Origin of the sequence: Amphritea atlantica (assembly GCF_018860855.1) — a bacterium.
GTDB lineage: Bacteria > Pseudomonadota > Gammaproteobacteria > Pseudomonadales > Balneatricaceae > Amphritea > Amphritea atlantica_A.
Window position 1 is genome coordinate 181,834 of the sequence record NZ_JAHKQE010000028.1, and the last position, 24,692, is coordinate 206,525.

A 24,692-nucleotide genomic window follows, 5' to 3' on the forward strand; every position below is an offset into this window, starting at 1 on the left:
GCTATGTCTGAATTGATTGAACGCTTAACCAGCGAGTTAGGCTATCCGTTACTGGATCAATCGAGCTTCGATGGGTTTATTGAACAGCAGCCTTTTTCGGTGCTTTTCTTTACGGAAGATCCCGCTCGTTTTCCTGAATCCTTGGATGTTGCTGTGATTCTGCCGGAGCTATTAAAAAGCTTTCCCCAGTTGACGCCCGCGGTGATTAGTCGCGATGCGGAAAGAGGTTTGCAAGGGCGTTATAACTTTACTGTTTGGCCAACCTTAGTGTTGTTAAAGCAGGGGCGTTATCTAGGTGCTATCAGCAAAGTACAGGATTGGGATCTGTATCTACGGGATATCGAATCGTTGCTTCAGCGTGAACCGACCCGCAACCCCGGTATTGGTATTCCTGTGGTGGTTAACCCACAACAGAATACGTCTTGCGGCTGACCCGCTTGATACAAAAGCCTTGAACCACTATGTGACTCAAAACGCGTGACTCAAACGACAGGACAGAGAATATGAACCAGGGTGATATTCCACTGATTAATATGCCGGTTGGCCCCGGTAGCCAGCCCAGTAGCGATGACGATGCGGTGCTGGATTATATGCCGATGCCAAAAGAGATGTATACCTATGATCTGCCCATATTGCCGGAAACTGAACAGTTGGAAAACTGTCCGGAAGCGCTGGCTTTACTGGATAAACTGCAACAACAGTTGGATGGCTATAAGGTTGAAAAATCGGTTATCAGTCTGGATTTGAAAATGTTATCGGCAACCGGCTTGGAATTGATCAATCAGATTCTCGGTGAGGGTGAGGTCAGTCTTATTTGTAAAACTCAGGACCAGAGCAGCGCCGAGGTAAATGCACAAGAGACCGTATTGGCAGGTGTGTGGCGGTTACGTTATATGGATGCGGACGCACAGCAGGTGCGGGAAACATTGGAGATCGCCGATGTGCCTACCGTAGCCCGTGATTATGCTTTTGCTCAGGCCCAGTCGCTGGCGGTTGAAGAGGCTGCCTGGCCCGCGGGCATTCTTAATGCGCCACCGGTGTTAATTGAGTTGCAGCATAAGAGTGATCAGTATCAAGTCGGTGATGAACCTCATGTGGTGAACCTTTCGTTGTTACCCTTTTCTCCTGCAGATCATCAGCTACTCGAACAATATTTAGGGCAGGGCTCACTGGTGGTGTTATCCCGTGGTTATGGTAATTGTCGGATCAGCAGTACCGGTATTAAGCATATCTGGCGGGTGCAGTATTTTAATTCAACCGACCATCTGATTTTAGACACCATTGAGGTAGTCGATATGCCCGCGGTGGTGTGTGCCGCCCCTGAAGATCTGCAAGACAGTGCAGTAAGACTACGTGAAATCAGGGAGGTACTTGTCTGATGAGCCAAGATCAAGGTCAACGATTTGAAGGGAGCTATCTCGGGCAGAATGATCAGCTCAGGGATAGCACACGTCTAGAGTGTAAAATTTGTTGGTATGTATACGATCCAGCACAGGGAGATGATGTTTGGCAGATAGCCGTTGGCACCCCCTTTAGTCAGTTACCAGAGCATTGGCGCTGCCCAGAGTGTGATGGCGATAAAGATCAGTTTATGGTGCTCGATAACGCGTGATGGATATTGATCTGATTGAATCCCGTTACAACGATATTTTGCATACCAAAATGGAAGGTGTGGCGGTGCTTAATCACAAATTACAGGTTAAAGCACTAGGGTTTCAGCCGTTCGCAGAGGAGCTGTTGGGGGTGTTGATAACCCCTTGGTTTATGAGTCTGATGCTGTTGCCTGATGAGTCAACCGAATGGACAGAAAGTGATGTGGGTCGAAAGCTCATGCGAACGCTTCCCTCGGGCTCCTATGAATTCATTCTGGGTTGGGATGAAATCTTAGGGGGCTACGGGATGTGTGCCCTGTTTTCACCGATGTTTGATTTTGTTGATCAAGAAGCGGCCGTCGCTACGGCCAATGAAGTGATTAAAGCTCTGTTCGAAACAGAAAATTTTGCCCCAACTGATCGGCAACGAGAACAGTTAAAACAGCGTTTAGCCAATGCTGAAGCGAGCACTGACAAGGCGAGTGCGAGCGAGGTTGATACCGAGATGAGTGCGAGTTCCGATCAATCGATAGATAAAGAAAGGGCTGTTCGTTTGAGTCGCCGGCAGTTTTTGCAGGGACAGATTAGCGGGAAAGGTAGCGTTGATCATGGCTGAGCTTGCAGGAAAAATATCAGCCGAGCTGGATTGGCAGGCAGGCTATATCGTCGGTTTGAGGCTAAGCTCTAGCCGGCCTAAGCAGATGGGGCGGTTATTTGAGGGGCGTAGAACGACTCAGGTCTCTCGGATGATCCCTTTACTGTTTTCGGCGTGTACCGTTGGCCAGCGCTTGGGTTTTGCCCGTGCAGTAGAGCGTTGTCGGGGAGTTTGTGTCACTGAGGAAGTTGCGTTGGGTCGTCAACTATTGCTGCAACTGGAAAATTATCGGGAGTTACTGTTTCGTCTCGTGCAGCACTGGCTGCCCGCGACGCCGAGTCAGCTTAAAATATTGCAGTCGTTACAGAGTCTCGTGGTTGCCATGCGGCAACGGTGGGGGCATCTACTAGAGCCGGTTGAACCCGTGCCGCTATCATTAGATAATCGCGCCTTAAAACGTGAACAGATAGCGTTAGCGGATCAGTTAACCCAGTGGCTAGTACCGCTGTTGGGTGTGGCCCCTGAACAGTTGCCAGAATGGTTAGACCGCGTAACATCGGCATCACTATTTGACGCGCCGTTGTTGAGGCCGTTAAACGAGCTACAGGAGCGCTTTGCGCATATCCATTTAGGGTCAGATCTTCCGAGTCTGCCGAATTGGCATCAGCCTAAATCGCGGCAAATTTTGGTAGAGAGTTCAGCTGAAAGGCAGAAACAACTGTTTTGTGCGACGCCAAGATGGCAAGGGCGCTGTTGTGAAACAGGCAGCTATAGCACGTATCGGGCCGAACTTCGAGGGATGAGGCAGCAGGGCTGGCATGAACTCAGCTGTCGTTATGCGGCTGTTTTAGCTCACCTGAGTGATATTCCTGAGATGATCCGTGTGCTGGATAGCGCAGGCGTTAAGCCGGTTGAAAGTCAGGGAGTTGAGCCAGAGGTCAATGGTTTGGGGGTTGTGCAAACGGCTAGAGGGCAGCTGTTACATCGAGTGACATTGGTTGAGGATGTAATCACCGGTTATGACATTGTAGCACCTACCGAGTGGAACCATCACCCTCAGGGCCTACTGGCGATTAAGCTGCAGGGAGTTGCAACGGCAACGGCATCAGAGGCATTGTCATTAAGTCGAACGATGCTGCTATTGGCCGACCCCTGTGTTGAATTTGATCTCAGATTGAAATCAGGGGATGCTATCTAAATGCATGAAATGTCGATCTGTGAAGGAATTATTCAGGTGTTGGAAGAGCAGGCGGCCAGTCAGCACTATCAACGGGTTAAAACGGTTTGGTTAGAGATAGGGCCATTGGCCATGGTTGAGGTCGATGCTCTCCGGTTTTGTTTTGAAGCGGTCACTCTGAATAGCTTGGCACACGGGGCTAGGCTGGAAATTATTGAGTTACCGGGACAGGCTTGGTGTTTGCAGTGTGCCAAGACTGTCACGATTACAAAGCGTTACGATGCCTGCAGTGCCTGTGGCAGCTTTCAGTTGCAGGTGACTCAGGGTGACGAACTAAGAATAAAAGAGTTAGAGGTGGAATAAGCATGTGTACAGTTTGCGGTTGCAGTGAAGGCGAGGTGTCGATCGAAGGACATCACCATCATCATGGACATTCACATAGCCATCAACACGGGGATCACCATCACCCCGCAGACGACTCTGGGCACAGTCTAGCGCCGCCTTCTGGCGATGCCGATAACGCCAGTGTAATGGTGAGCGAAGGCGATAATCTACATTTCGGTCAGGGCCCCGCACATGCCCATGCGCCAGGTTTAAGCCAAGGACGGATGGTACAGATCGAACAGGATATTCTCGGTAAAAATGATCGCTATGCGGGTCAGAATCGACAGCGATTTGAGGCGATGAACCTGTTTGCGCTTAATCTAGTCTCCAGTCCTGGCTCGGGTAAAACCACATTATTAACCGCCAGTATCGAGCAATTGCAGCGTTGTCCTGTGGCGGTGATAGAGGGTGATCAGCAAACCGCGAATGATGCTGACCGGATCCGTGCTACTGGGGTTCAGGCGGTACAGGTGAATACCGGTAAGGGGTGTCATCTGGATGCTCATATGGTTGGGCATGCGATGGAACGTTTTGATGATCTGTCTGGTGGTGTGCTCTTTATTGAAAATGTTGGCAACCTTGTTTGTCCAGCGGCCTTTGATCTAGGTGAAGCCCATAAAGTGGCTATTCTGTCGGTTACCGAGGGTGAAGATAAGCCCCTTAAATACCCAGATATGTTTTATGCAGCCGACCTGATGTTGCTGAATAAGGTTGATTTACTGCCTTATTTGGATTTCGATGTTGAACAATGTATTGCGGCGGCTAAGCAGGTGAATCCTGATATTGAAGTGATTCAGATTTCAGCGCGTTCAGGCGAAGGGATGAGTGAATGGCTTAACTGGATCGAGCAACATCGGGTGGCTAGAATTCATCAACGCATCGAGCAGTTAAATAATCAGGTGTCTCTTCTTCAGGGGATGGTATAGCGATGCAGCCTAAACGCCCGACCGTCTTGTGTGTTGATGATGAAGTTCGTTCGCTGGAAACCTTAGAGCGCACTCTCGATGAAGAGTTTGATGTGCTCACCGCCAATAGTGCGGCGGCGGCAATGAAGATTCTTGAAACAAAAAAGGTTGAGGCGATTCTCTGTGATCAGCGTATGCCTGAAATCACGGGGGTTGAATTCCTAACCGATGTTAGACAACGTTGGCCCGAACCCGCGCGCCTGATACTGTCCGGTTATACCGATTCTGAAGATATTATTCGTGGCCTTAATGATGCGGGAATTTATCAATATATTACTAAGCCCTGGCATCCTGATAGCCTGTTGATGGTGGTCCGAAACGCTTGCGCATTATGTCAGTTGCAGAATGAAAATGAGCTGCTGACGATGGAGATGCGGCTGACGGCTAAGCAGGTTGAGAGCAATATTAACGATAAGAAAGAGTTGCTGAAATCTGGCTTTAAGATGGATGAAATTCGCCGCAGTGAACATAGTCCGCTAAATGAACAGTGTCGGCAGGCGGCACGCTTCTCTCCTTTTGATGTTTCTGTCTTAATTACGGGTCCGTCCGGTACGGGTAAAGAGTTATTTGCTCGGGCGCTACACTATAACAGTCTGCGTGCGGACAAGCCCTTTGTGGTGGAAAACTGTGGCGCAATGCACGATGAATTACTGGCATCAGAGTTGTTTGGCCATAAAAAAGGCTCTTTTACGGGAGCGATCTCCGATCATATGGGCATGTTTGAACAGGCGGACGGCGGTACGATTTTTCTTGATGAGATCGGTGAAATTACCCCCGCTTTTCAGATTAAGTTATTGCGGGTTTTGCAAGAACGCGAGGTTCGGCCGTTGGGCGATTTTCAGCGCCGCAAAGTGGATGTTCGGGTAATTGCCTCGACTAACCGGGATTTAGAAGAGGAGGTGCGGGAAGGCCGTTTTAGACAGGATCTGTATTTCCGTTTAGCTGAGGTTACCTTGACTCTGCCTGAGTTGGCACAGCGTAAAGTCGATATTCCGTTACTGGCTCAGGGTTTTTTAGATAAGTCGATGGTCGAGTTTGATAAGCCGGTCAAAGGTTTTACCGATGAAGCGCTGGCTTGCATGGAATCCTACTGCTGGCCGGGTAATGTACGTGAGTTACAAAATGAGGTACGGCGTATGTTGGTGCTGGCCGATGATGACTATCTAGGTGCCGATCTGTTGTCTCCCCGAGTATTGCGCGCAGCGCCTCAGGATGAAAATGGTGAAATGGAGCTGTTAGCCCGCTTGGATGGTAGCTTAAAGGATCGGATAGAAACCTTGGAAAAACGTATCTTGAGGGAAACATTGATCCGTCATCGTTGGAACAAAAGCCAAGCATCTCGTGAATTAGGTCTCTCTCGGGTGGGTTTGCGTTCAAAGTTAGAACGTTACCAACTCGAGCGAGCAACCGTTGTACAAAACACCGATAAACATTAATACCGGTATCATCAATAGCGGTATCATCAATAGCGGTGAGTCCGCTTGAACATTAATTTATCTAAATAAGCAGGACGCTTCCCGTTGATGGAGCGAGCCTGCTGCTGTGATTCCTCTTTCTTACCTCATGCTTACCTCATGCTTTTGCATTGATAAAATCAGTCGCTAGTATTTAACGTTGGTTAATTGCGATAGCATGCATTGCCTCTTAACGAAGTCATGTGTGTCTTTCAATAGGTTAAAAACAGCTAAAGCTAGGAATGAAATATGAATTTTATCGGGTCGACTATGGCTTTCAGGAGTGTAGTAGCCGCTGTTATTTTGACTTTATCAACGTTCGCGGTTGGTGCCGAGGGGCATTATGCTCCGGGTCATGGTGCGCTGGAAGTCTTCGGTGCTGAGGCAATGGCATTCACACCGCTGTGGGTGAAAGTTTGGCTGTTCTGTTTAATAGGGCTGTTTGCCATAGGAACTTATTTTGCTTGGAAACATCCTGTTGCGCGATGGGCTACCGGTGGATTTATAGTATCAATGCTGAGCGGCCATATAATATTCGCTCAAATGGGTTTGCCTTTCTTAGGTGGTAGTATCGCAATTATGCATCTTGTTTGCTGGACGCCGGCGTTAGTGATTTTGTTGCGTCAACGGCCCTTTTTCAAACCAGCAGAACCTTTGAGTTTTCGTATCTGGTCTGGCCTGATAACGGCAGCGATAGTGTTTTCATTTAGTTTCGACATTAATGATGCGACAACCTATATCAACTATATTCGCAGCTTAGAATAGATTTCCTGGGTTTAACCCTATGGGCTTTCGTCAATGCGGATTATTTATAAAGAGGTAATAGACGTCTGAGCGGAAGAGCAATATCGATGGGTATAAATAAAAAAAGGCCCTACATAAGCAGGGCCTTAAAGGGAACTAAGTGAAATTTACTTAGTTAACTTGGTAACTTCAGCCATTGCATTTTCGCCAGCTGTTTTAGCCAGTTCAGAGAATGCTTCACCTTGTGCTTTCAGCATTTCGAACAATGAAGTGTTCGCTTCAACGTTGAATTTTACAACGTCTTCAGGTGTTTTCAGTTCTTTTGCTTTTTCTGCTTCTGTTTTGAAGAACGCAGCCAGTTGTTCGCCAGCTTGCTTCTGTAGTTCAACAGATTTGGTGATGGTTTCAGCTTGCATTTCCATCAAGGTTTTTACAGATTCAAAAGATTTAGTGAAATCGATAGGGGTTGTCATGGTCGTTCTCCAATAAGATTATGTTGCAGTGCACAATGGAATCCATTTTAGCGAACCCTAGAACAAAGTCAACGGTTATTTTTGTGCAGTGCACAAAAGTAGGCCTTAATGAAAATAGTTCTTAAGGCTGTTTGTACTGTTAGTACAAGTCAGCGCGATAAAATTAAGTTATAAAAAAGCCCAGTAGTTTTCACTACTGGGCTTCTTGAAAAACAGTATAGCTTAGCTAGCCAGTTTGGTGATTTCTGCGATGGTTTCTTCGCTAGATTCTTTTGCCAGCGCGGTAAACGCTTCACCTTGAGCTTTCATGAGTTCAAAGAGTGCTTTGTTTGACTCGATGTTGAATTTAACGAATTCTTGAGGTGTTTTAAGGTTTTTAGCTTTTTCTGCTTCTGCTTTGAAGAATTCAGTCAGCTCTTCAGCGGCTTTCTTCTGCAGTTCAACTGTTTTAGTGACAGCAGTCGTTTGCAGTCCCATCAGTGCTTGAGCAGACTCTAAAGGTTTTTTGAAGTCGAAAGAAGTAGTCGTCATAATAATCTCCATATGTTTATGATGCAGTGCACAATGAAAACTATTTTAGTTGAAAAAAGTGGATGGTCAAGTCTTTTGTGCGACGCACAATGAAATTTTTCGGGGGCCCGGCGTCGTTACTGTATGAATAATTGATGGCGGAAAGCCAATCCAGCCAGAGCGGCTGGATTGGGTTGATACAGGGTTAATCATCTCCATTAAGTGCTTGTTTCAACTGTTCGATAACTTTAGTTGATAACCGGTTAATACGTAATGAATTGGTTTGCGCATCGAATTCAATCTCACTGTTGCTGTTGGGCTGGCCGAGAGAGCGTTTGGCAAAGTCGAGTTGCCAGTTGTCCATTTTAGCTTTTACTTTGGTGTAGGAATTAATGGTGCTGGTGTGCGGCTGAAACTCTTGGCTTACCTGATAGTTTTCTGAGTTGGCAAACTTACTGAAGGTTCCGCTAGCCTGTTCCGCCTGCTCGGGCAGGTGATTATCAAATATTTGTTCCACATCGGGCAGATAGGCTGATTGTCGATCGTCACGTTGACGGGACAGATAGCTGACGACATCTTCGACAATTTCATCCTGCTTTTCTTCAAGATGGTAATGGCGACAGAAATCTTCGCTGGCGCGGATAAGGTCGGAGGTTGATTTTTTTGATGGGACGACATCGGTGCAACCCAGGGCATTGGAAAAATAGTGAGTAATATCACCTTTACGGCGGGTACCAATAAAACTTAGATAGCTATCGCTGCCCTCTTTATAGGTGGTGATATTGATTTTAGCCGCTTGATGTAATTTTTCTAAGTCAACTTCGATGACTTTGGTCGGGTTCAAATCCTGATCGAAGGCTACGCCCGATTTATCACGTACCAGTCCAATCAGGAGGTAGTCGAATACATCGGAGGAGTAGTACATAAAGATCACATACCCGCCGGTGGCGGAACGTGCTGAGGGCTGCTGCAGCGATGCGGCCAACTGCGCCAGCGCCTGATCACAGAGCGATAAAAAGGTACTGTCATCGGGGGTACTGTTGATGAACATTTTAAAACTGGAAATAAATGGATAGCCTTCACTGTTTTCATCATTAAAGGAGCCGTGGGTCAGTGCCGAACGTCTGCCGTAGGCGGAGACCAGCGCGTTGAACAGTTGCTGCGCCATTGGGTCGGTGATATCGATTGCACCCCCTTTGTCACTAATGGTGGCAATGCTGTCGTCGGCTTCTTTAATCAGTTCACGGATGGCTAGAAATTTAAGGTCCATTAAGGCAGTTTCCGATGCTTTTACTTTGAGCGAGGGTTCGCAAGTTAAGGAGACATAGTGTAGCGGATTGACCGGCTGGGTTAAATATCCGGTGCGGTTTCCTGCTCGAGGCGGGTGAGTATTGTTAACGCTTGTTGTTGAGTTTCACCGCAATGTTCGGCCTGTGCTTGGAATGCACGGCACACTGGCGGAAAGTGTGGGGTGTTCCAGATAGTGCAGTTAAAGGCATCATCTAAATTGACGCAGGGGACACCGGCAGGTTTGCCGTTCGGCATATTGGGGATAGCGCTGCTTATCTGTGGTGCAATACAGCAGGCGCCACACTGAGGTCGGCATTTCATTCAGGAATATTATCCAGTGATTAAACCGCTATAATAGCGCATTCAGTCTAATAAAAGCCCTCCAGTATAAGGTTAATTCCTATGGCGCTTAAGCCAACAATCTATAAAGTCGAACTGCAATTGAGTGATACGGATCGTCACTGTTATGAAACCTGTCATCTAACATTGGCGCAACACCCTTCTGAAACATTGCAGCGGATGATGGTTCGGTTGCTAGTTTATGGTCTTAATTATCATCAAGATTTGAGCTTTACCCGAGGATTGTCCAGTACCGATGAGCCGGAACTTTGGCAGGTGGGCCCAGATGGGTCGGTCGAACATTGGATAGAGTTAGGGCAGGCATCGCCCGATCGATTGCGAAAAGCGGTCAGTCGTGCGCCAAAGATTTCTTTATATGCCTATGGTCGAGAAGTTGATGTCTGGTGGGATAAGCAGGGCAAGACGCTTGGGGAGTTGCCTAAAGTGAGTGTTTGGCGCTTTCACGACAGTGATGTTGCACAGCTAGATATGTTTATTAGCCGGAGTATGCAGTTATCACTGACGATCAGCGATGGTGAGTTGTTTTTGAGCGATAACACTAACCACCTGAGTTTACAGGTCGATCGTTTAGAGTAAGTTTGGCACTGATGGTGCTGCTTAGGACTAACGTATCTGAATAGGGTTTGAGCAACGGTGACCTATGCTCAGTCGGACTGTTTCTTTTAGCGATGAATAACTCAAAGAATGAAGAGACCCGGGCCCCACTGCAAGGGAAGGCTCTGCTGGAAGAAAGAGCCGTGCGTCGGTCAAGAAGGGCCCGGATAAAGAACAGTCTATACTTTTTTGTACTGGGTGCAATTCATCGTGCTTCAGCAGAGGGTCAGCATTACCCAGTATGGGTAGTCTGTTAAAGTTGATAGTTTGACCTAATACCTTGTTTTTTATAAGGGTTTTGTTTGGTGTTAATGATGAAAGCAGCAGGCAAGATTAGGCTTTGCCTGTTTCGCGCATCATCTCGATCATCTTCATTTCTTGCTCTGAAAACCCTGCTTTTAGCCGAGCTTCGTAATTAAAAGGGCCCTTTAACGGCTCTTTTATATATTTCCAGAGCAGGTCGATAAAGGTTTGATTAGGATCGAGTTGACGTTGTTGGCATTGATAATGAAACCAGCGAGTGCCTGAACTGACATGACCAATCTCTTCATTGCCGATCATGGTAAGAATATCGATCATCTTTTTATCACCGGCTTGATCAAACCGCTGAATCGCTTTGGGAACGACATCCAGTGCGCGGGCTTCCAGTACGCGGTGTACCATGCCCATTCGCTCTAACATATCATCAGCCGTGTCGATAGCTATGCTCCAGAGTTCGCCATGGGCCTTAAAGCTACCATAGTCATACCCCATCTCTCGAAGACGACCCCGCAATGCCATAAAATGGTTGGCCTCTTCGCCTGCACACTGAATCCAATTGGTATAAAATTCTTGCGGCATACCGCGATAACGATAGACAGAATCCAGCGCTAGATTGACCGCGGTTAACTCAATATGGGCGAGGGCATGAATAAGCGCAGCGCGCCCCTCCTCTTTACCGAATTTCCGTTCGTTGACTTTCGATGGCGGGACTATTTCGGGTTTGTCTAACTGGCCCGGTTGCAGGAGCCATTCAGGTGTGTCGCCCTCAAGCCATTCGAGCTCTCCAGCATTCCAACGGCTAACGGTTTGCCGGGTCAGTTCGATTTTCTGATCCGGATCGGCGGTTAAGAAGGCTTCTTTGGTGTATGCGTATAGATTTTGCAAAGACAGTTTCGCTCGATTGATAACAGACGGGCGTATTGTACCTGTTGGAGGCTTCGCCGAGGAGGGGGAGAGGCCTTTTTCTAACCTAAAGCTACGGGTTGTGTTATGACTCCTGCATAAATCGAGGCTTAACCCCATTAACCTCGCTGTGAGCGTTGTGAGTATTTCAACTCGCACGGGTCACGAAGGGTCGAGGAAAATACTAGCGATAGCGATGTTCGCTGCGATGCTCTTGTCGGTGTGTCCGACTATCGCGAATAATGACCCTATGGTGATCTGTGCGACGGTGTGAATCTTGATACTGGGGCTGATGATATTGGGAATAGGAGCGTTGGCGATAGTGGTTTCGCGGTGAGCCTCTACTGATAATGTGGTGAGGGTAGTCGATTGGCTGGCGATTTATATGAGTGTTCGGGTAGCTATTTAAGTAGCCCCGTGAATAGCGTCTGGAGATGGAGCCAGGGGTTGAAACAAATTGCCTACGATGGCTGTCGTGGTAATGCTCGGTGGCGCGGTTGGCGTAAATGTGGCCGCTAATCAGACGATCGCTGATCTGCAGTCGAAGATTGCCGCTATCGATGGAAATACCACTGTGAATACGGATATTACTATCGGCGAAGCTGTTAAATGAAAGCAGCAGTAATACGGCGATCAGTGGCGTGAGTAAACGTTTTAAGTAAGTCATAATTTAACCTCTGTATAGGGTTAAATTTTAGTGCAAAAGCGTCGTCGAGTGTGGCCAATCTAGCGGATGATTTTTCAGTTTGAAAGTTGACTTTATTCAGCGAGGATACATCTTGTAACGGGTTAAGGTCTAACGTAACGCACTACGTATAAACCTTATCACCGTTGTCTATCATGTTTTGTGTTGGTGGCGTGTAAATCCGAGAAAATTATAGTGCGGGCACAAAACGGGCGGGCCAGCTATTCCGTAGTGCACCGAAAATTAGACGTCTAAGTTTATACCAGTAGGTACCGAATAGAACGATAAAGACACCAAAACCGATAAACACCATCAAGGGCAAATTATTACTATCGAGTAGGTTGCTGCTGACAACTTTGAAAATCGCATAGATAGCGTATGACAAGCTCGATACCAACATGGCGCGACGATCCACAAACAGGGCGATTAATAAAAAGACCACGAAAAACAGCAGTAGGGCAATTTCACGGTTGCTGCCTGATGCTAAGAGTCCGCTATCATTAAACAGTAAGGTGGTCATCATGCCATGCACAATCAGCGGTGATGCCAGCAGGTGTAACCAGAAACCACAATCACTGGCGCGCAGCTGACGTTTACGATCGCGGGCATCGAAGCTCATAGCGGCGATAAAGACGCATAACCCGAGTACAGAAAAGAGTATCTGATGCTTTAGCATATCCACCCCGAGACCGCTGATAACCGCCGCGATGAGGCCCGCGGCAACGGGCAATAAGCTGAACGGCATGCGGTAACGTAGATAGAACAGTAACGAGGCACCACTGAGGGTTAGAAATTGCAGCGTCGCGGTTTCAAATTCTGCAATACCCAGTGCTTTACCGAGAAAGTAGAGTGTTGAGATTAAGATGGCGATGCCAGGTAAGGCCAGCCTGCGGATACGCACTAGCCATTCAGCCGCGCCGAGGAATAACACAGCGGGCACGAGCCATTCAAGCTGACTGAGGTGCATAGCGGCCACGGAGAAGGTGACAAACAGAACCCCGAGGGTGATAAAAATATCGCCGAAGTTGCGTACAAACCGCAGCTGCTCTTCGCCTACCGCTTCATCTTGTTGTTCAGCGCTACTGAAGAGAATCAGTTGCTGCAACTGCTGTTGCGAGATGATGCCCCGTTGTGCGGCCCTTTCTAATGTCTCTCTGTCCACAATCTTTCCTAATGATGAATAATAGCGGTAGTGTATCTTGTTTCGGTGAAAGCATACTTAACGGCGGCGAATACCAATGGTGCGCCCGATACCGCTAGGGGTCGTAAGGCTGGCTTGCTCTGTAGCCATGAGTTCTATGTTCTGGGCCACGGCGGTGGGAAACGCACAGCTACGGCGACTGCTTAAATCGACACACATCACCATCTGCTCGAGCGTTGAGGCGAGATAGTCAGTACCATCAGCGTTTTTGGCGATCATTTCAAAATACAGGTGTAGCCGTTTGCTGTCATGATCAAGCAATTGGCAGCGAACCTCTACGGGCTGATCGAGGACCACTTCGTTGTTATAGGTGATATGGTTTTCCAGTACCATCCACGAAATGTCGGTGGCTTTGGTCACCGCTTCGCTCAGTCCTAATCGGCCGACGAGTTCACTACCTGCTAGGTCAAAAATGAGAACATAATAGGCCACGTTCATATGGTTGTTATAATCAAGCCACTCAGGTTTGATGCGAGTGCGATAGATTACCTCGGCTGTATCGGGCATTGGCATAGATCCTTATTCTTGGGTATCGGTGTCGGCGGTTTTCTGTACGGCTTCTTTTTCTGCTTCTTTGGCGGCTTTCTGCTCAGCATTCCATGCGTTTAACTCTTCATAGTAAAGATCCCATACGCAGGGTGAACAGCCGCTTTCGCAGCATTCATAATCGCCGGGAGGGGTTGGTTTTTCTTTCGTCATGATTGTTAATCTATCGTGTTTAATTCCGACCATTTTACTATGTCTATACCCGCAGGCCCAGTAAACATACGAATCAAACCGGTTTTTACTATCTGTCGGCGGTGGTTTCTGCGACAATTACACTCCCCCATAAATAGTTGTCTCGCTGATATATCCATGAAAAAAACCGCCCCAGATTTGTTTTCCTATCCCCGTTATTGGGCTGAATGCTATGGCATTGCGCCTTTTTTACCGACCACTCGAGAGGAGATGGATCAACTGGGCTGGGATAGCTGCGATATTATCATCGTGACCGGTGATGCCTATGTCGATCATCCTAGCTTTGGTATGGCGGTGATGGGCCGTTTGCTTGAAGCCCAGGGGTTTCGTGTCGGTATTATCGCGCAGCCGGATTGGCGTAGTGCCGATGCTTTCATGAGTTTGGGTAAGCCAAATCTCTATTTTGGTGTGACCGCCGGCAATATGGACTCAATGATCAACCGCTATACGGCCGACCTACGATTGCGTCATGATGATGCCTATACCGCAGGTGGTAAGGGCGGCAAGCGACCTGACCGCGCGGTGATTGTTTATAGTCAGCGCTGTAAAGAAGCGTGGAATGATGTGCCGGTGGTCTTGGGTGGCATTGAGGCGAGTCTGCGCCGGATCGCGCAATATGATTATTGGAGTAATAAGGTTCGCCGTTCAGTCTTGCTAGATGCGACCGCTGATATTCTGTTGTATGGCAATGCCGAACGGGCGATTGTTGAGTTGAGTCATGGCCTTGCGGCGGGTAAAACCATTGATGAACTATGGAATATTCGCGGCACCGTGCATATGCGGCAGGCGCCTCCTGCGGGTTATGTTGAACTTGATTCGAGCCGAATAGACTGGCCGGGTAATATTGATAAACTACCGAATCCTTACGATTTCGGTACCGATCAAAGCGGTGCGGATAAGTTAATTGACCCTGCGACTAAGCGTTGCGGGGCGGACAGTTCTGTTGCGCCAGTCGAGTCAACGGCGGATGAGCATGTAGCGCCCATACGTATTATCCCTATGCCATTGAAACGTAAAGAAAAGTTGAATCCGGAGACAACCTATATTCGTCTGCCATCCTTTGACAAGGTCGCTAAGGATTCGGCTCTCTATGCCCATACTTCACGGGTGTTGCATCAGGAATCTAATCCGCATAATGCTCGAGCGTTGATTCAAAAACATGGCAATCGTGAGCTGTGGGTAAATCCTCCGCCGATTCCCTTGGAAACCCCAGAGATGGATGGCGTATTTGGTTTGCCCTACCAGCGGGTGCCGCATCCGTCTTATGGTAAAGATAAGATTCCCGCCTACGATATGATCCGCTTCTCGATCAATATTATGCGTGGTTGCTTCGGTGGCTGCACGTTTTGCTCGATTACCGAACATGAAGGGCGCATCATTCAAAGTCGCTCGCACGAGTCAATCTTGAATGAGATGGCTGAGATTCGGGATAAAGTACCCGGCTTTACCGGGTCTATTTCCGATCTGGGTGGCCCTACCTCGAATATGTATTTTCTTAACTGCAATGACGATGATATTCAGTCGAACTGTCGTAAGCTTTCGTGCGTTTATCCGACCATCTGTAGCAATCTCGTGACCGATCATAGTCAGACCACTGAGCTGTATCGTAAGGCCCGTAAAATGGAGGGGATACACAATATCGCCATCGCCTCGGGGCTGCGTTATGACCTTGCCGTGAAAGATCCTGAATATGTCCGTGAACTGGTGACTTATCATGTGGGGGGCTACCTTAAAATCGCTCCTGAGCACAGTGAACAAAATACCCTGAGCAAAATGATGAAGCCGGGTATGGACACCTATTACGACTTCAAAAACATGTTCGATCAATTCTCGGCGGAAGCGGGCAAGAAGCAATATTTGATTCCCTATTTCATTGCGGCCCATCCAGGCTGTGATGATGACGATATGCTGAGTCTGTCACTATGGCTGAAGCAGAACGATGTTAAAGTGGATCAGGTGCAAAATTTTTATCCTTCACCGATGTCGCTAGCTACGGCGATGTATCACTCGGAGAAAAACCCGTTAAAGCAGATTACCTATAAGAGTGAGACGCTTTACATACCTAAGGACAAAGCGCAGCGAAAAGCCCATAAGACCTTACTGCGTTATCATGATCCTGAAAACTGGGCTGATCTGCGGGTTAAGTTAAAGGAGATGGGGCGAGAAGATCTAATCGGTACTAAGCCTAGCCATCTGGTGACGCCTGAGGAGGCGCCTAAGCGTCGTGACAATAGTAAGACGGGCGTGCGCACAAGTGGCGCGAGGGTAGTGACGAGACCGGTCGTGAAAGGCAAGAAAGTGGGAGCTTCACGGCCAGCTAAAAAGCGTAAAGGGCAAAGCAGTATCAAAAAGCAGCAGCACTGATAACAGTGCGCTGCTCGCTCAATCGTTCGCTCAATAAAGGTCGTATGACTCTGTCAGGTGCTGTTTGAGTGAACGTTCCTCCATATAGTCTTCAATAATCTTGCGTTTACGGGCTTTCTTATCGATTTTTTTCTGTCTGCCAGGCGTAGGATTAATGAAAAAATCATTATCCATCTTATCTAGGTTTTCAGCGGACAGATCATCCAGACGAATTTTGTTGCTCATAAATACTTACCAGGGTTTTGTTATGGGTGATGTGTTAATAAAACCTTCTGGGGATGACGCTTGTGTGACACCGGTATGAAGCTTTAATAACGAAGTGATGACGGTTGCTGGTCGGCTGCTTGATAGGCGTACAGAGGCCTTGTGCTGTCAACTAACAGTCACTCAAAGGGTATTGAAAAGATAAAGAAAAAGGCAGCACGAGCTGCCTTTAGTCGTAGAATTCTCGTAATTCCTGTTCTAAGCGACGCTGTTCTATCAGTAGCTCAATGCGTCTTCTTTTTTCGGCATCACAGCAGAACTTCTTTTCTTTAGCATCGATCTCTATGTCGATATCTTCATCGATGATGTCATCGACGATATCGAGATCATCAGTAATTTCTTCTTTTTTTGTCATGGCTTCGCTCTTCACATGAATTTGACTATCTCTTATTGAGGTTAGCCAATACTTATAGATCACATGATCAAACCCACTTGCCTTGCAGGTTCGCGTCCATTTCGATTATGAGGTAAAAATTTTTGGCGTAAAATGATTTTTTTTGCATTAAATAATATTTTTCATGAAATATTTTAAGGTAAGAATAGTTAGAGAGATAGAGGAGTAATGCTAGGAATTAATGCTTAGGGTTTATGGCTTCAGTACTTGAGGGAATGAATGCAAAAAAAAACGCCTCGATTGAGGCGTTTTTTAATGAACCTAGTCATTAGAATTTCTGTAGTGCCGCAATCCGGTCATCAAGCGGTGGATGGCTTGACAGCAGCGCCATAAACCCATGCTTCATATGGCTACTGATGCCGAAGGCTATGAGCGTTTCAGGCATCTGATCCGGCACGTTATATTCAGCTTTCAGGCGTTGTAAGGCGCCAATCATCGCGTGGGGAGAGGCGAGTGTTGCCCCTGCTTCATCGGCTTTAAACTCTCGACGGCGGCTAAACCAAGCGACAATGGTCGAGGCCAGAATGCCGAGCACGATTTCAGCGACGATGGTAGTAATGAAGTAGCCGATACCATGGCCTTGCTCGTTTTTCAGTATTGCCCGGTCAACAAAGTGACCGATGATACGCGCGAAGAACATAACGAAGGTGTTAACTACCCCTTGAATCAGGGTCAACGTCACCATGTCGCCATTGGCGACGTGGCCAATTTCGTGAGCCAATACCGCGCGAATTTCCTCTTTACGAAAACGTTGCAGTAAGCCGATGCTGACAGCGACAAGCGCACTGTTTTTATTCCAGCCGGTGGCGAAGGCGTTGGCCTGTTGAGCGGGAAAGATACCCACTTCAGGCATACCTATTTTCGCTTTATCAGCCAGTTCTTTTACCGTGTCGAGCAGCCATTGTTCATCGGCATTACGTGCCTGAGTAATAACTTCAGTACCGCTGCTTCTTTTGGCCATAAATTTAGAGAGAAACAGTGATACAAAGGAACCGGCAAAACCAAATACCGCACAGAAGGCAAGTAGATTGCCAAGATCCATATCAACGCCGTTTGCCTGTAGGATAGACCCTACGCCAAACAAACTTAGCGTTATGCTGGCTAAGGCAATGACCGCAATGTTGGTTAACAGGAATAGACCGATTCGCATCATGATGTGATTGCTCTTTGTAGTGAAGTTGATGATATAGATATAGGCGATGAGAATAAGTTTCAACTGCTTTTTCGTTTTCGGAGATAAAAAACTGGCTCAATACTAGATGGGTTACTATAATCGCGCCTTTTTACCATGATATGTGCCAGAGCGGACCCTATATATGCAAGCTATTTTTGATTCCATTTCTACCCAGCTTGATTTATCTCAGGGGGAGGTTCGGCGGTTATTTCATGGTCGAGGGCATTGTTTTCCCGGCTATGAGCAGCTGATTATCGATCTTTTGCCTCCTTTGGTCATTATTCGGTTATTTGAAGAACATCCCGTTGAGCTGCTCGAGCAGTTGGATCAGTTTTTCCAGCAGCTCGATGATGCGGTAAAACCGGATGCTTTGGTTGTACAGCATCGCTATCGGCGAGAAGACAGTGTTGAGCTTCGTTGGAATAACGGTACGGTAGACCCTGAGCAGTTATTACAAGTGAGAGAGCTTGGGTTGAAATACAATGTTCGTCCTTTGAAGAACCAGAATAGTGGTTTATTTTTAGATATGCGGGAAGGGCGACGTTGGGTGCGGCAGAACAGTCAGGGTAAAAATATACTCAATCTGTTTGCTTATACCTGTGCTTTTTCTGTTGCGGCTATTGCCGGCGGTGCCAGTCGGGTTGTTAATTTGGATATGAGTCGGGGTGCATTGAGTACCGGTAGGGATAATCATCGCATTAATCAACTACCCACCGATCAGGTGAAGTTTTTGGGTCATGATCTATTCCGCTCATGGGGTCGGCTGAAGCGGGAAGGGCCCTATGATCTGGTCATTGTCGATCCACCTAGTTTTCAGCGAGGCAGTTTCGTTGCGAGTGATGATTATCGAAAAGTACTAAGGCGCTTGCCTGAGTTGACGATGGCCGGCGGGCAAGTGTTACTGTGTCTTAACTCTCCTGCGCTAGGGAGTGATTTTTTATTGCAGCTGGTGGACGATTGTTGTCCTGAACTTAGGTATTGTGAGCGTATTACTCATCCGGCGGACTTTCCGGATCGGGATCCCGAGCAAGCGCTTAAGGTTCTATTGTTTCAAAAGACGGGCTAAACCGTCAGAAAGTAAAGTGATTATCTAATCAGGAATGTTATGAATTTGATTTGCTTGGATTTGGAAGCCAGTGGCTTAGGGCCTCTCTCCTATCCGATAGAGGTCGCCTGGAAAAGTACGGCTGGCCAGAGTGATAGTTTTCTAATTAATCCGGACTCTGTGCCTGGCTGGGATTTCTGGGACGAGTATGCTGAAGAACTGCATAACCTGTGCCTGTCTGAGTTACGCGAAGAAGGGATCTCGGCGGTCTCTGCGTGTGAGCGTTTGAATAAACAGCTGCAGGGGCAGGATGTTCTTAGTGATGCCTGGGAGTTTGATAGTTTCTGGCTTAGCCGATTGTTTGAGGCTGCGGAACAGACGATGGCATTTCGCTTGATTGGTTTGCCAGCATTATTGAGTCCTGAGGAGTTACTTGAGTACAAGTTGATTTGTCAGGGGCAGTGGCGACAGCATCGGGCGATGAATGATGTTGATCATATTATTGAAGCAGTACTGCGTGTGCACTCTAAGAGGGACGCGTAGTGAAGAGTCTAAAGCTAAGGTGTGATAGAGAGAACGATTGAAAAGGCAGCTCATTGAGCTGCCTTTTTATTTACCGTTTGTTTAATGTGGCTGAGTCGATTGAAAATTAGAGGTTAAGAACGTGTTTTTCGATATTAGTGCGTAGCTCTTCGTATTGTCCCATCTCTTCTGGTTTAAAGTAGAACTTATAGAAGTTGCGCTCAACGATGCTGCCTTTAGTATCGCCGATCTTTTCTTTGGTGCTTGAATAACGATAAGCCATTTGCAGATGAATAACGCGTGTGTGCGGTGGTACGCTGATCTGATGGCCTTCGAGATCGTAACGTGTCTTAGCCTCTTTGATGGTGTAGAAAGAGATCTCAGCTGCATGACCTAGATTGATCAGAAAGTTACTGGTGACTGGCAGGATATGGTTTTTTTCCATGCCGTTGTGTTCCATATAGATACCGCAATTTTTCTTGATCTTAATAAACATACTGATTCCGCGAGAGTAAGTTAATTGTTAAGGATGTTTTGCATCGCGGCGTTTGCTTTTAAGGGCTTTACGCTAAGCAACCAGCCATGCGTGCTTGTCTTCCTTATGTTTATCTTCCATGGGTCTATTTTTTAGTCGGCCTAAGGCAGTGTGTGCTGCAATGTAGCCAAATCATATGTCTGTTTTATAACAGGAATATGACTAAGTATAACGCTTGATGGACGAAATAAAAAAGCGACCTTTCGATCGCTAAGAAAAAAGCTTACGCCTGAGAGTAGTTTTTCAGAAATAGGCCAATTCGTTCGATCGCTTCAATCAGCTCATCTTCACGGGGCAGGCAGACTAAGCGGAAGTGCTGAGTATCTGAGACATTGAAGCCGCTACCCTGAACAATCAGTACCTTCTGTTGCTGCAGTAGATCCAGGGCCATTTTCTCGTCATTTTTAATCGGATAAACGTCTGGATCTAGTTTGGCAAATAGGTAGAGTGCTCCACGAGCTTTGACGCAGGAGACCCCAGGTATTTCGTTCAGTTTCTGCCAAGCGATGTTGCACTGGTCGTATAAACGTCCGCCTGGGGCGGTCAGTTCATTAATGCTCTGATAACCGCCTAACGCTGTTTGAATGGCATGTTGTGCAGGAACATTGGCGCATAGGCGCATGCTGGCCAGCATATCCAAGCCTTCGATGTAGTCGCGGGCTTGATGTTTTGGCCCAGTCAAAATCATCCAGCCAGAGCGGAAACCCGCTGCTCGATAGGCTTTAGACAGGCCATTAAACGTGATGCAGAGGATATCATCACTCAGTGAGGCCAGCGGGATGTGGTGGGCATCATCGTAGGTGATTTTGTCGTAAATTTCGTCGGCAAAAACAATCAGCCCAAACTCTTCTGCTAAGGCAATAATCTGTAGCAGAACGGCTTCTGAGTAGACCGCGCCGGTTGGGTTGTTAGGGTTGATGACTACAATGCCCTTGGTGCGCTCGGTGATCTTACTGCGGATATCATCGATATCGGGCGCCCAGTCCTTTTGCTCATCGCAATGGTAATGGATAGGGTTACCACCGGCGAGGCTTGCCGCGGCCGTCCAGAGTGGATAGTCTGGCGCAGGGATGAGGAGCTCATCATTGTCATTCAAGAGGCCCTGTGTTGCCATAACGATCAGCTCGCTGACGCCGTTACCAAGATAGATATCTTCGATGGTGACGTTTTTGATGCCTTTCTTTTGGCTCTCCTGCATGACTGCCTTGCGGGCAGAAAACAGGCCTTTTGAATCGCAGTAACCCTGCGCAGAGGGGAGATTGTAGATAACGTCCTGAACGATCTCTTCCGGCGCCTCAAAGCCAAACGGGGCTGGATTACCGATATTCAGTTTAATAATGCGTTGGCCCTCTTCTTCAAGACGCTTAGCTTCTTGAAGGACGGGACCGCGGATGTCATAACAGACGTTGATCAGCTTATTCGATTTTCTGATAACGGACATGGATTAATCCTGTAGTGGTGTCCTGTAATATTCTATGATCGGTAAGTAAACATAGAGGTGAGAAGGGTAGCTGCTTACCGAAGGATCGAAATAATACGCTTTTTAGCGGATGTTGGACAGTAACAGATTGATCTTTTCGTTTTCGTTATCTGTATTGGAGTTTTTTATGGCAAGTCATGATTTTAAAGTGAAAAAAACTGAAGCGCAGTGGCGTGAAGAGCTTACACCGGAACAGTATTACGTCTGTCGAGAGAAGGGCACAGAGCGGCCGGGCACGGGGCAGTATGATCAGTTTTTTAAAGAGGGTGAGTATCATTGTGTCGCTTGCGGCGAAAAACTGTTTGATAGCCAAAGTAAATTTGATGCTGGCTGTGGCTGGCCGAGTTTTGATGCTCCTGCGGTGGCGGAAAATATTACCGAAAATCATGATAGCTCTCACGGTATGATTCGCACCGAAGTGGTTTGTAGTGGCTGTGGCGCTCATTTGGGGCACCTGTTTCCTGATGGTCCGACGGATACGGGAATGCGTTACTGTATCAATTCTGTATCAATTGATTTCAGCGCTGAGGAGGACTAAGCGGTGAAATCGTTTAACTGGATCTATGAGCATGTCCAGGCCCACAAAGCGGGACAGGATATTGAAGCATTGCTGCCTCAGGTGAAGTCAGCCGATGAGCTGAAAGAGATCGGTGATGATCGTTTTTTATCTGAGATGAGTTTACGGGTGTTTCGAGCCGGTATTAGGCATGCGGTGGTGGATGCTAAATGGCCTGCATTTGAGTTGGCGTTTTTTGGCTTTGATCCTGAAAAAATCATTTTGATGAGTGATGATCAGTTGGAGAATCTGATGCAGAATGATCAGATTATTCGGCACTGGGGTAAGATTAAGTCGGTACGCACTAATGCGGCGATGATCACTGAGCTGGCCGCGCAACACGGGAGCTTTGCTTATTTTATCGCGGATTGGCCGGTCACGGATATTATCGGTCTCTGGGCATTATTGAAAAAGCAGGGGCAGCAGTTGGGTGGTAAATCCGGGGCTTATTTTTTACGCCAGATCGGCAAGGATACCTTTGTGCTCACGGATGATGTGGTGGCCGCGTTAAAAGCACAGGATATTATCGATAAAGCGCCCACCTCAAAGCGTGACCTACAGATAGTGCAAAACTGCTTCAACCAATGGCAACAAGAATCAGGCCGACCGATGGCTCACATCAGCCGGCTGTTGTCTTATACCGTTGGATGGTGAGTCGCACTATTGTGCCAAAAAGTTAATCAGTTTGGTGTCGTTGAACGCTCGGTTGACGGTCATGAGCAGAATTTCGTTGACCATCTTCTGGTTATCAGCGAGTGAAGGCGTCGTTGCATATTGATACTCTTTCTCTGTGCTGTAATTGCCGCTGAGAAATTTGCCATGTTTTTCCGCGATGACGTTGATCGTAGCGTTGAGCTTGACTGATTGCAGCGCTTTTTGAGTAGCAGTGTATTCCAAGTTTTGTAGCTGAACCGTTAAGCGTGTGTCAGATGATGGTGCCGGCGCCGCTCCGAGTCTGACCACGGCGACTTTGGCTCCCTGTTGCAGTGCGTCGGTGGCAGGGGTTGGCAGATTAACTGGGGCGCGGTCACTCAAGCGACTGATACGGTAGCCGATGGTATCGCTGTTGCGCATATCTTGGCTGTGGACTTCGATCTGTAGGTCGCTAGGCAGTGACGCTTGAGCACTAACCGAAGGATGCAGTGGTTCGATGGATACTTGGTGCGGTTTGAATGTGCTGCATCCTGTTAGCAGGATAGCGCCGGTCATTATTGCAATTAAGGCTTTGCGCATAGGTTATTGCTCCAAATCTGGGATCGTTTTTGGGGTCAGCTTATCTAAAAATAAGGCCAGTGAGTCCGCTAACTTCATAATAGGCTTCTTGCCCGGTTGTTCCAGCCATACTTCCCCGGTTTGATTGTCGATCGATAAAAACTTCTCTCCATCGGGTTCTGTGCAGGCAAAAAACAGGGTGGGTGGCCGTTTTTGTTTTTGCTTAGTCAGTAAGTGGCCGACCAAGTTCCCGCGTAGACGTTCACAATCTTTCTCGCTCCAGAGAAATAACAGGCTAAGGTCGCCCCAGTCTGAGGTTGCGGGAAGAGGTTCTGACCAATAGCGGCGATACCATGTACGCAGATCAAGATGGATACTGTAACCGAGGGCTTGCTCTAGGCGATCGAACATATCATCACAGCTATTGCTGCTGTCGGGTTGGCGCACCGGTAACCAGTTAACGGGTTGGTCTGGCTCAGCAACGGATTGAAGGCAATCAGAGGGCCATTCCGGGTCATAAGTCGTCAGTGGGGCGCGACCTATTTGGTCAAGCTGCTGCTTAATTGACAGTTCTACGAAGGCGTCAATTTTAGAAATAAGAGTCTGGGACATATTTTATGGGGTCCGATACGTCTGGAGATAGGTGGGTGTAGCCATCAGGCTGTCCTGTGATGAGTTTATCAGAGTAATGATCGATCATTGCAAAACTTCATGCTATTTAGCTTGGCTGTTGGAGGGGGACTGCCGCTTTTAGAATGAATTATTTTAGGATAAACGTTTGACATGCCAAGCAAAATCATTAGAATTCGGCTCTCGATTTAAGGGGCGTGTAGCTCAGTTGGGAGAGCGTCGCCCTTACAAGGCGAATGTCGGGAGTTCGAGCCTCTCCACGCCCACCAAATCGAATGGCTTGCCAAATTGTTTTTTATGTGCAAAATGGCGGTCGCGGGTTTGAGTACCGTACAATGCGAAGCGCGAGTTTCGGTTGTTAGATTACCAGTTTGTCACTGATGTGTGGGATGGTGGTCGCGGGTTCGAGTCCCGTATAATGCGGAGCGTGAGTTTCGTCGGTTTGATTACCAGTCTGTCACTGATGTGTGGGATGGTGGTCGCGGGTTCGAGTCCCGTACAATGTGGAGTGGTAGTTCAGTTGGTTAGAATACCTGCCTGTCACGCAGGGGGTCGCGGGTTCGAGTCCCGTCCATTCCGCCACTATTTTG

Annotated in this window: 31 protein-coding genes and 2 tRNA genes; 17 read left to right on the plus strand and 16 right to left on the minus strand. The window is 47.6% G+C overall.

Annotated elements, in window-relative coordinates; all coding sequences use genetic code 11:
• Positions 1-3: 3 nt before the first annotated feature.
• From KO512_RS13110 to KO512_RS13150, 9 genes are all read left to right on the plus strand, one after another.
• Positions 4-432: a hypothetical protein gene (locus tag KO512_RS13110; RefSeq protein ID WP_215952810.1), complete on the plus strand. Its 429-nt coding sequence runs from the start codon at positions 4-6 to the stop codon at positions 430-432.
• A 71-nt stretch (positions 433-503) separates the two neighbouring features.
• Complete coding sequence (locus tag KO512_RS13115) at positions 504-1,379, plus strand: hydrogenase expression/formation protein (RefSeq protein WP_215952811.1); 876 nt, start codon at positions 504-506, stop codon at positions 1,377-1,379.
• On the plus strand, positions 1,379-1,612 hold the full coding sequence (locus KO512_RS13120) for a rubredoxin (protein WP_215952812.1): 234 nt from the start codon (positions 1,379-1,381) through the stop codon (positions 1,610-1,612). The genes KO512_RS13115 and KO512_RS13120 overlap by 1 nt, the downstream gene beginning before the upstream one ends.
• Positions 1,612-2,208, plus strand: coding sequence for a [NiFe]-hydrogenase assembly chaperone HybE (gene hybE, locus KO512_RS13125; RefSeq protein ID WP_215952813.1), 597 nt, complete (start codon positions 1,612-1,614; stop codon positions 2,206-2,208). Before KO512_RS13120 ends, hybE begins: the two co-directional genes overlap by 1 nt.
• Positions 2,201-3,385 (plus strand): nickel-dependent hydrogenase large subunit, encoded by a 1,185-nt coding sequence (locus KO512_RS13130; RefSeq protein ID WP_215952814.1) that lies wholly within the window; start codon positions 2,201-2,203, stop codon positions 3,383-3,385. The genes hybE and KO512_RS13130 overlap by 8 nt, the downstream gene beginning before the upstream one ends.
• Entirely contained in the window at positions 3,386-3,727 is a 342-nt protein-coding gene (gene hypA / locus KO512_RS13135) for a hydrogenase maturation nickel metallochaperone HypA (protein WP_215952815.1), read from the plus strand. It abuts the gene before it with no gap.
• Positions 3,728-3,729: 2 nt separating this feature from the next.
• Positions 3,730-4,674, plus strand: a complete 945-nt coding sequence (hypB, locus tag KO512_RS13140; RefSeq protein WP_215952816.1) for a hydrogenase nickel incorporation protein HypB — start codon at positions 3,730-3,732, stop codon at positions 4,672-4,674.
• A gap of 2 nt (positions 4,675-4,676) precedes the next feature.
• On the plus strand, positions 4,677-6,149 hold the full coding sequence (locus tag KO512_RS13145) for a sigma-54-dependent transcriptional regulator (RefSeq protein ID WP_215952817.1): 1,473 nt from the start codon (positions 4,677-4,679) through the stop codon (positions 6,147-6,149).
• A gap of 267 nt (positions 6,150-6,416) precedes the next feature.
• Positions 6,417-6,932 (plus strand): hypothetical protein, encoded by a 516-nt coding sequence (locus KO512_RS13150; protein WP_215952818.1) that lies wholly within the window; start codon positions 6,417-6,419, stop codon positions 6,930-6,932.
• Positions 6,933-7,078: 146 nt separating this feature from the next.
• Here the strand turns inward: KO512_RS13150 and KO512_RS13155 are convergent, their stop codons facing one another.
• The 4 genes from KO512_RS13155 to KO512_RS13170 all read right to left on the minus strand — a co-directional run bounded on the left by KO512_RS13155 (position 7,079) and on the right by KO512_RS13170 (position 9,505).
• Entirely contained in the window at positions 7,079-7,384 is a 306-nt protein-coding gene (locus KO512_RS13155; protein WP_215952819.1) for a hypothetical protein, read from the minus strand.
• A gap of 222 nt (positions 7,385-7,606) precedes the next feature.
• Positions 7,607-7,915: a hypothetical protein gene (locus KO512_RS13160; RefSeq protein WP_215952820.1), complete on the minus strand. Its 309-nt coding sequence runs from the start codon at positions 7,913-7,915 to the stop codon at positions 7,607-7,609.
• 184 nt (positions 7,916-8,099) lie between these two features.
• A complete protein-coding gene (locus KO512_RS13165; RefSeq protein ID WP_215952821.1) occupies positions 8,100-9,164 on the minus strand; it encodes a nucleoid-associated protein in 1,065 nt (354 codons plus the stop codon).
• Positions 9,165-9,244: 80 nt separating this feature from the next.
• Positions 9,245-9,505 (minus strand): YkgJ family cysteine cluster protein, encoded by a 261-nt coding sequence (locus KO512_RS13170; protein ID WP_215952822.1) that lies wholly within the window; start codon positions 9,503-9,505, stop codon positions 9,245-9,247.
• Positions 9,506-9,586: 81 nt separating this feature from the next.
• On the opposite strand from KO512_RS13170, the gene KO512_RS13175 reads away from it, so the two are divergent.
• Entirely contained in the window at positions 9,587-10,120 is a 534-nt protein-coding gene (locus tag KO512_RS13175; RefSeq protein ID WP_215952823.1) for a YaeQ family protein, read from the plus strand.
• 351 nt (positions 10,121-10,471) lie between these two features.
• Here the strand turns inward: KO512_RS13175 and KO512_RS13180 are convergent, their stop codons facing one another.
• The 5 genes from KO512_RS13180 to KO512_RS13200 all read right to left on the minus strand — a co-directional run bounded on the left by KO512_RS13180 (position 10,472) and on the right by KO512_RS13200 (position 13,887).
• Positions 10,472-11,284 (minus strand): ferritin-like domain-containing protein, encoded by an 813-nt coding sequence (locus KO512_RS13180; RefSeq protein WP_252735010.1) that lies wholly within the window; start codon positions 11,282-11,284, stop codon positions 10,472-10,474.
• 202 nt (positions 11,285-11,486) lie between these two features.
• Positions 11,487-11,969 (minus strand): hypothetical protein, encoded by a 483-nt coding sequence (locus KO512_RS13185; RefSeq protein WP_215952825.1) that lies wholly within the window; start codon positions 11,967-11,969, stop codon positions 11,487-11,489.
• 208 nt (positions 11,970-12,177) lie between these two features.
• Positions 12,178-13,149 (minus strand): hypothetical protein, encoded by a 972-nt coding sequence (locus KO512_RS13190; RefSeq protein WP_215952826.1) that lies wholly within the window; start codon positions 13,147-13,149, stop codon positions 12,178-12,180.
• Positions 13,150-13,206: 57 nt separating this feature from the next.
• Entirely contained in the window at positions 13,207-13,695 is a 489-nt protein-coding gene (locus KO512_RS13195; protein ID WP_215952827.1) for a thioesterase family protein, read from the minus strand.
• A 12-nt stretch (positions 13,696-13,707) separates the two neighbouring features.
• Positions 13,708-13,887 (minus strand): oxidoreductase-like domain-containing protein, encoded by a 180-nt coding sequence (locus KO512_RS13200; protein ID WP_215952828.1) that lies wholly within the window; start codon positions 13,885-13,887, stop codon positions 13,708-13,710.
• A 156-nt stretch (positions 13,888-14,043) separates the two neighbouring features.
• On the opposite strand from KO512_RS13200, the gene KO512_RS13205 reads away from it, so the two are divergent.
• Entirely contained in the window at positions 14,044-16,290 is a 2,247-nt protein-coding gene (locus tag KO512_RS13205) for a YgiQ family radical SAM protein (protein WP_215952829.1), read from the plus strand.
• A gap of 30 nt (positions 16,291-16,320) precedes the next feature.
• Here the strand turns inward: KO512_RS13205 and KO512_RS13210 are convergent, their stop codons facing one another.
• From KO512_RS13210 to htpX, 3 genes are all read right to left on the minus strand, one after another.
• Positions 16,321-16,515, minus strand: a complete 195-nt coding sequence (locus KO512_RS13210) for a PA3496 family putative envelope integrity protein (RefSeq protein WP_215952830.1) — start codon at positions 16,513-16,515, stop codon at positions 16,321-16,323.
• Between the two features lie 208 nt (positions 16,516-16,723).
• Complete coding sequence (locus KO512_RS13215) at positions 16,724-16,909, minus strand: hypothetical protein (RefSeq protein ID WP_215952831.1); 186 nt, start codon at positions 16,907-16,909, stop codon at positions 16,724-16,726.
• 307 nt (positions 16,910-17,216) lie between these two features.
• The gene (htpX, locus tag KO512_RS13220) at positions 17,217-18,101 is read right to left on the minus strand and encodes a protease HtpX (protein ID WP_215952832.1); all 885 of its coding nucleotides are present in this window, start codon (positions 18,099-18,101) and stop codon (positions 17,217-17,219) included.
• A gap of 163 nt (positions 18,102-18,264) precedes the next feature.
• Here htpX and KO512_RS13225 point away from each other — a divergent pair, with 163 nt between their 5' ends.
• Both KO512_RS13225 and KO512_RS13230 read left to right on the plus strand, forming a co-directional pair.
• Positions 18,265-19,188 (plus strand): class I SAM-dependent methyltransferase, encoded by a 924-nt coding sequence (locus KO512_RS13225; RefSeq protein WP_215952833.1) that lies wholly within the window; start codon positions 18,265-18,267, stop codon positions 19,186-19,188.
• Between the two features lie 39 nt (positions 19,189-19,227).
• Complete coding sequence (locus KO512_RS13230) at positions 19,228-19,710, plus strand: hypothetical protein (protein WP_215952834.1); 483 nt, start codon at positions 19,228-19,230, stop codon at positions 19,708-19,710.
• 106 nt (positions 19,711-19,816) lie between these two features.
• Here KO512_RS13230 and KO512_RS13235 read toward each other — a convergent pair whose 3' ends face one another.
• Positions 19,817-20,185: a hypothetical protein gene (locus KO512_RS13235; RefSeq protein WP_215952835.1), complete on the minus strand. Its 369-nt coding sequence runs from the start codon at positions 20,183-20,185 to the stop codon at positions 19,817-19,819.
• 262 nt (positions 20,186-20,447) lie between these two features.
• Positions 20,448-21,665, minus strand: a complete 1,218-nt coding sequence (locus tag KO512_RS13240) for a pyridoxal phosphate-dependent aminotransferase (protein WP_215952836.1) — start codon at positions 21,663-21,665, stop codon at positions 20,448-20,450.
• 166 nt (positions 21,666-21,831) lie between these two features.
• On the opposite strand from KO512_RS13240, the gene msrB reads away from it, so the two are divergent.
• Positions 21,832-22,242, plus strand: coding sequence for a peptide-methionine (R)-S-oxide reductase MsrB (msrB, locus tag KO512_RS13245; protein ID WP_215952837.1), 411 nt, complete (start codon positions 21,832-21,834; stop codon positions 22,240-22,242).
• Between the two features lie 3 nt (positions 22,243-22,245).
• Complete coding sequence (locus tag KO512_RS13250; protein ID WP_215952838.1) at positions 22,246-22,914, plus strand: DNA-3-methyladenine glycosylase I; 669 nt, start codon at positions 22,246-22,248, stop codon at positions 22,912-22,914.
• 6 nt (positions 22,915-22,920) lie between these two features.
• Here KO512_RS13250 and KO512_RS13255 read toward each other — a convergent pair whose 3' ends face one another.
• Positions 22,921-23,493 (minus strand): YajG family lipoprotein, encoded by a 573-nt coding sequence (locus KO512_RS13255; RefSeq protein WP_215952839.1) that lies wholly within the window; start codon positions 23,491-23,493, stop codon positions 22,921-22,923.
• 3 nt (positions 23,494-23,496) lie between these two features.
• Positions 23,497-24,084: a SecY-interacting protein gene (syd, locus tag KO512_RS13260; protein ID WP_215952840.1), complete on the minus strand. Its 588-nt coding sequence runs from the start codon at positions 24,082-24,084 to the stop codon at positions 23,497-23,499.
• A gap of 211 nt (positions 24,085-24,295) precedes the next feature.
• Between syd and KO512_RS13265 the strand changes: the two genes are divergently transcribed.
• Both KO512_RS13265 and KO512_RS13270 read left to right on the plus strand, forming a co-directional pair.
• Positions 24,296-24,371: transfer RNA gene (locus KO512_RS13265), tRNA-Val, on the plus strand.
• Positions 24,372-24,607: 236 nt separating this feature from the next.
• Positions 24,608-24,684: transfer RNA gene (locus KO512_RS13270), tRNA-Asp, on the plus strand.
• Positions 24,685-24,692: the final 8 nt, after the last annotated feature.

Excerpts from the sequence above, each read along its gene's own strand:
- KO512_RS13110 (WP_215952810.1), top strand. The coding sequence starts at position 4 with ATGTCTGAATTGATTGAACGCTTAACCAGCGAGTTAGGCTATCCGTTA.
- KO512_RS13115 (WP_215952811.1), top strand. The coding sequence starts at position 504 with ATGAACCAGGGTGATATTCCACTGATTAATATGCCGGTTGGCCCCGGT.
- KO512_RS13120 (WP_215952812.1), top strand. The coding sequence starts at position 1,379 with ATGAGCCAAGATCAAGGTCAACGATTTGAAGGGAGCTATCTCGGGCAG.
- hybE (WP_215952813.1), top strand. The coding sequence starts at position 1,612 with ATGGATATTGATCTGATTGAATCCCGTTACAACGATATTTTGCATACC.
- KO512_RS13130 (WP_215952814.1), top strand. The coding sequence starts at position 2,201 with ATGGCTGAGCTTGCAGGAAAAATATCAGCCGAGCTGGATTGGCAGGCA.
- hypA (WP_215952815.1), top strand. The coding sequence starts at position 3,386 with ATGCATGAAATGTCGATCTGTGAAGGAATTATTCAGGTGTTGGAAGAG.
- hypB (WP_215952816.1), top strand. The coding sequence starts at position 3,730 with ATGTGTACAGTTTGCGGTTGCAGTGAAGGCGAGGTGTCGATCGAAGGA.
- KO512_RS13145 (WP_215952817.1), top strand. The coding sequence starts at position 4,677 with ATGCAGCCTAAACGCCCGACCGTCTTGTGTGTTGATGATGAAGTTCGT.
- KO512_RS13150 (WP_215952818.1), top strand. The coding sequence starts at position 6,417 with ATGAATTTTATCGGGTCGACTATGGCTTTCAGGAGTGTAGTAGCCGCT.
- KO512_RS13155 (WP_215952819.1), bottom strand. The coding sequence starts at position 7,384 with ATGACAACCCCTATCGATTTCACTAAATCTTTTGAATCTGTAAAAACC.
- KO512_RS13160 (WP_215952820.1), bottom strand. The coding sequence starts at position 7,915 with ATGACGACTACTTCTTTCGACTTCAAAAAACCTTTAGAGTCTGCTCAA.
- KO512_RS13165 (WP_215952821.1), bottom strand. The coding sequence starts at position 9,164 with ATGGACCTTAAATTTCTAGCCATCCGTGAACTGATTAAAGAAGCCGAC.
- KO512_RS13170 (WP_215952822.1), bottom strand. The coding sequence starts at position 9,505 with ATGAAATGCCGACCTCAGTGTGGCGCCTGCTGTATTGCACCACAGATA.
- KO512_RS13175 (WP_215952823.1), top strand. The coding sequence starts at position 9,587 with ATGGCGCTTAAGCCAACAATCTATAAAGTCGAACTGCAATTGAGTGAT.
- KO512_RS13185 (WP_215952825.1), bottom strand. The coding sequence starts at position 11,969 with ATGACTTACTTAAAACGTTTACTCACGCCACTGATCGCCGTATTACTG.
- KO512_RS13195 (WP_215952827.1), bottom strand. The coding sequence starts at position 13,695 with ATGCCCGATACAGCCGAGGTAATCTATCGCACTCGCATCAAACCTGAG.
- KO512_RS13200 (WP_215952828.1), bottom strand. The coding sequence starts at position 13,887 with ATGACGAAAGAAAAACCAACCCCTCCCGGCGATTATGAATGCTGCGAA.
- KO512_RS13205 (WP_215952829.1), top strand. The coding sequence starts at position 14,044 with ATGAAAAAAACCGCCCCAGATTTGTTTTCCTATCCCCGTTATTGGGCT.
- KO512_RS13210 (WP_215952830.1), bottom strand. The coding sequence starts at position 16,515 with ATGAGCAACAAAATTCGTCTGGATGATCTGTCCGCTGAAAACCTAGAT.
- KO512_RS13215 (WP_215952831.1), bottom strand. The coding sequence starts at position 16,909 with ATGACAAAAAAAGAAGAAATTACTGATGATCTCGATATCGTCGATGAC.
- htpX (WP_215952832.1), bottom strand. The coding sequence starts at position 18,101 with ATGATGCGAATCGGTCTATTCCTGTTAACCAACATTGCGGTCATTGCC.
- KO512_RS13225 (WP_215952833.1), top strand. The coding sequence starts at position 18,265 with ATGCAAGCTATTTTTGATTCCATTTCTACCCAGCTTGATTTATCTCAG.
- KO512_RS13230 (WP_215952834.1), top strand. The coding sequence starts at position 19,228 with ATGAATTTGATTTGCTTGGATTTGGAAGCCAGTGGCTTAGGGCCTCTC.
- KO512_RS13235 (WP_215952835.1), bottom strand. The coding sequence starts at position 20,185 with ATGTTTATTAAGATCAAGAAAAATTGCGGTATCTATATGGAACACAAC.
- KO512_RS13240 (WP_215952836.1), bottom strand. The coding sequence starts at position 21,665 with ATGTCCGTTATCAGAAAATCGAATAAGCTGATCAACGTCTGTTATGAC.
- msrB (WP_215952837.1), top strand. The coding sequence starts at position 21,832 with ATGGCAAGTCATGATTTTAAAGTGAAAAAAACTGAAGCGCAGTGGCGT.
- KO512_RS13255 (WP_215952839.1), bottom strand. The coding sequence starts at position 23,493 with ATGCGCAAAGCCTTAATTGCAATAATGACCGGCGCTATCCTGCTAACA.
- syd (WP_215952840.1), bottom strand. The coding sequence starts at position 24,084 with ATGTCCCAGACTCTTATTTCTAAAATTGACGCCTTCGTAGAACTGTCA.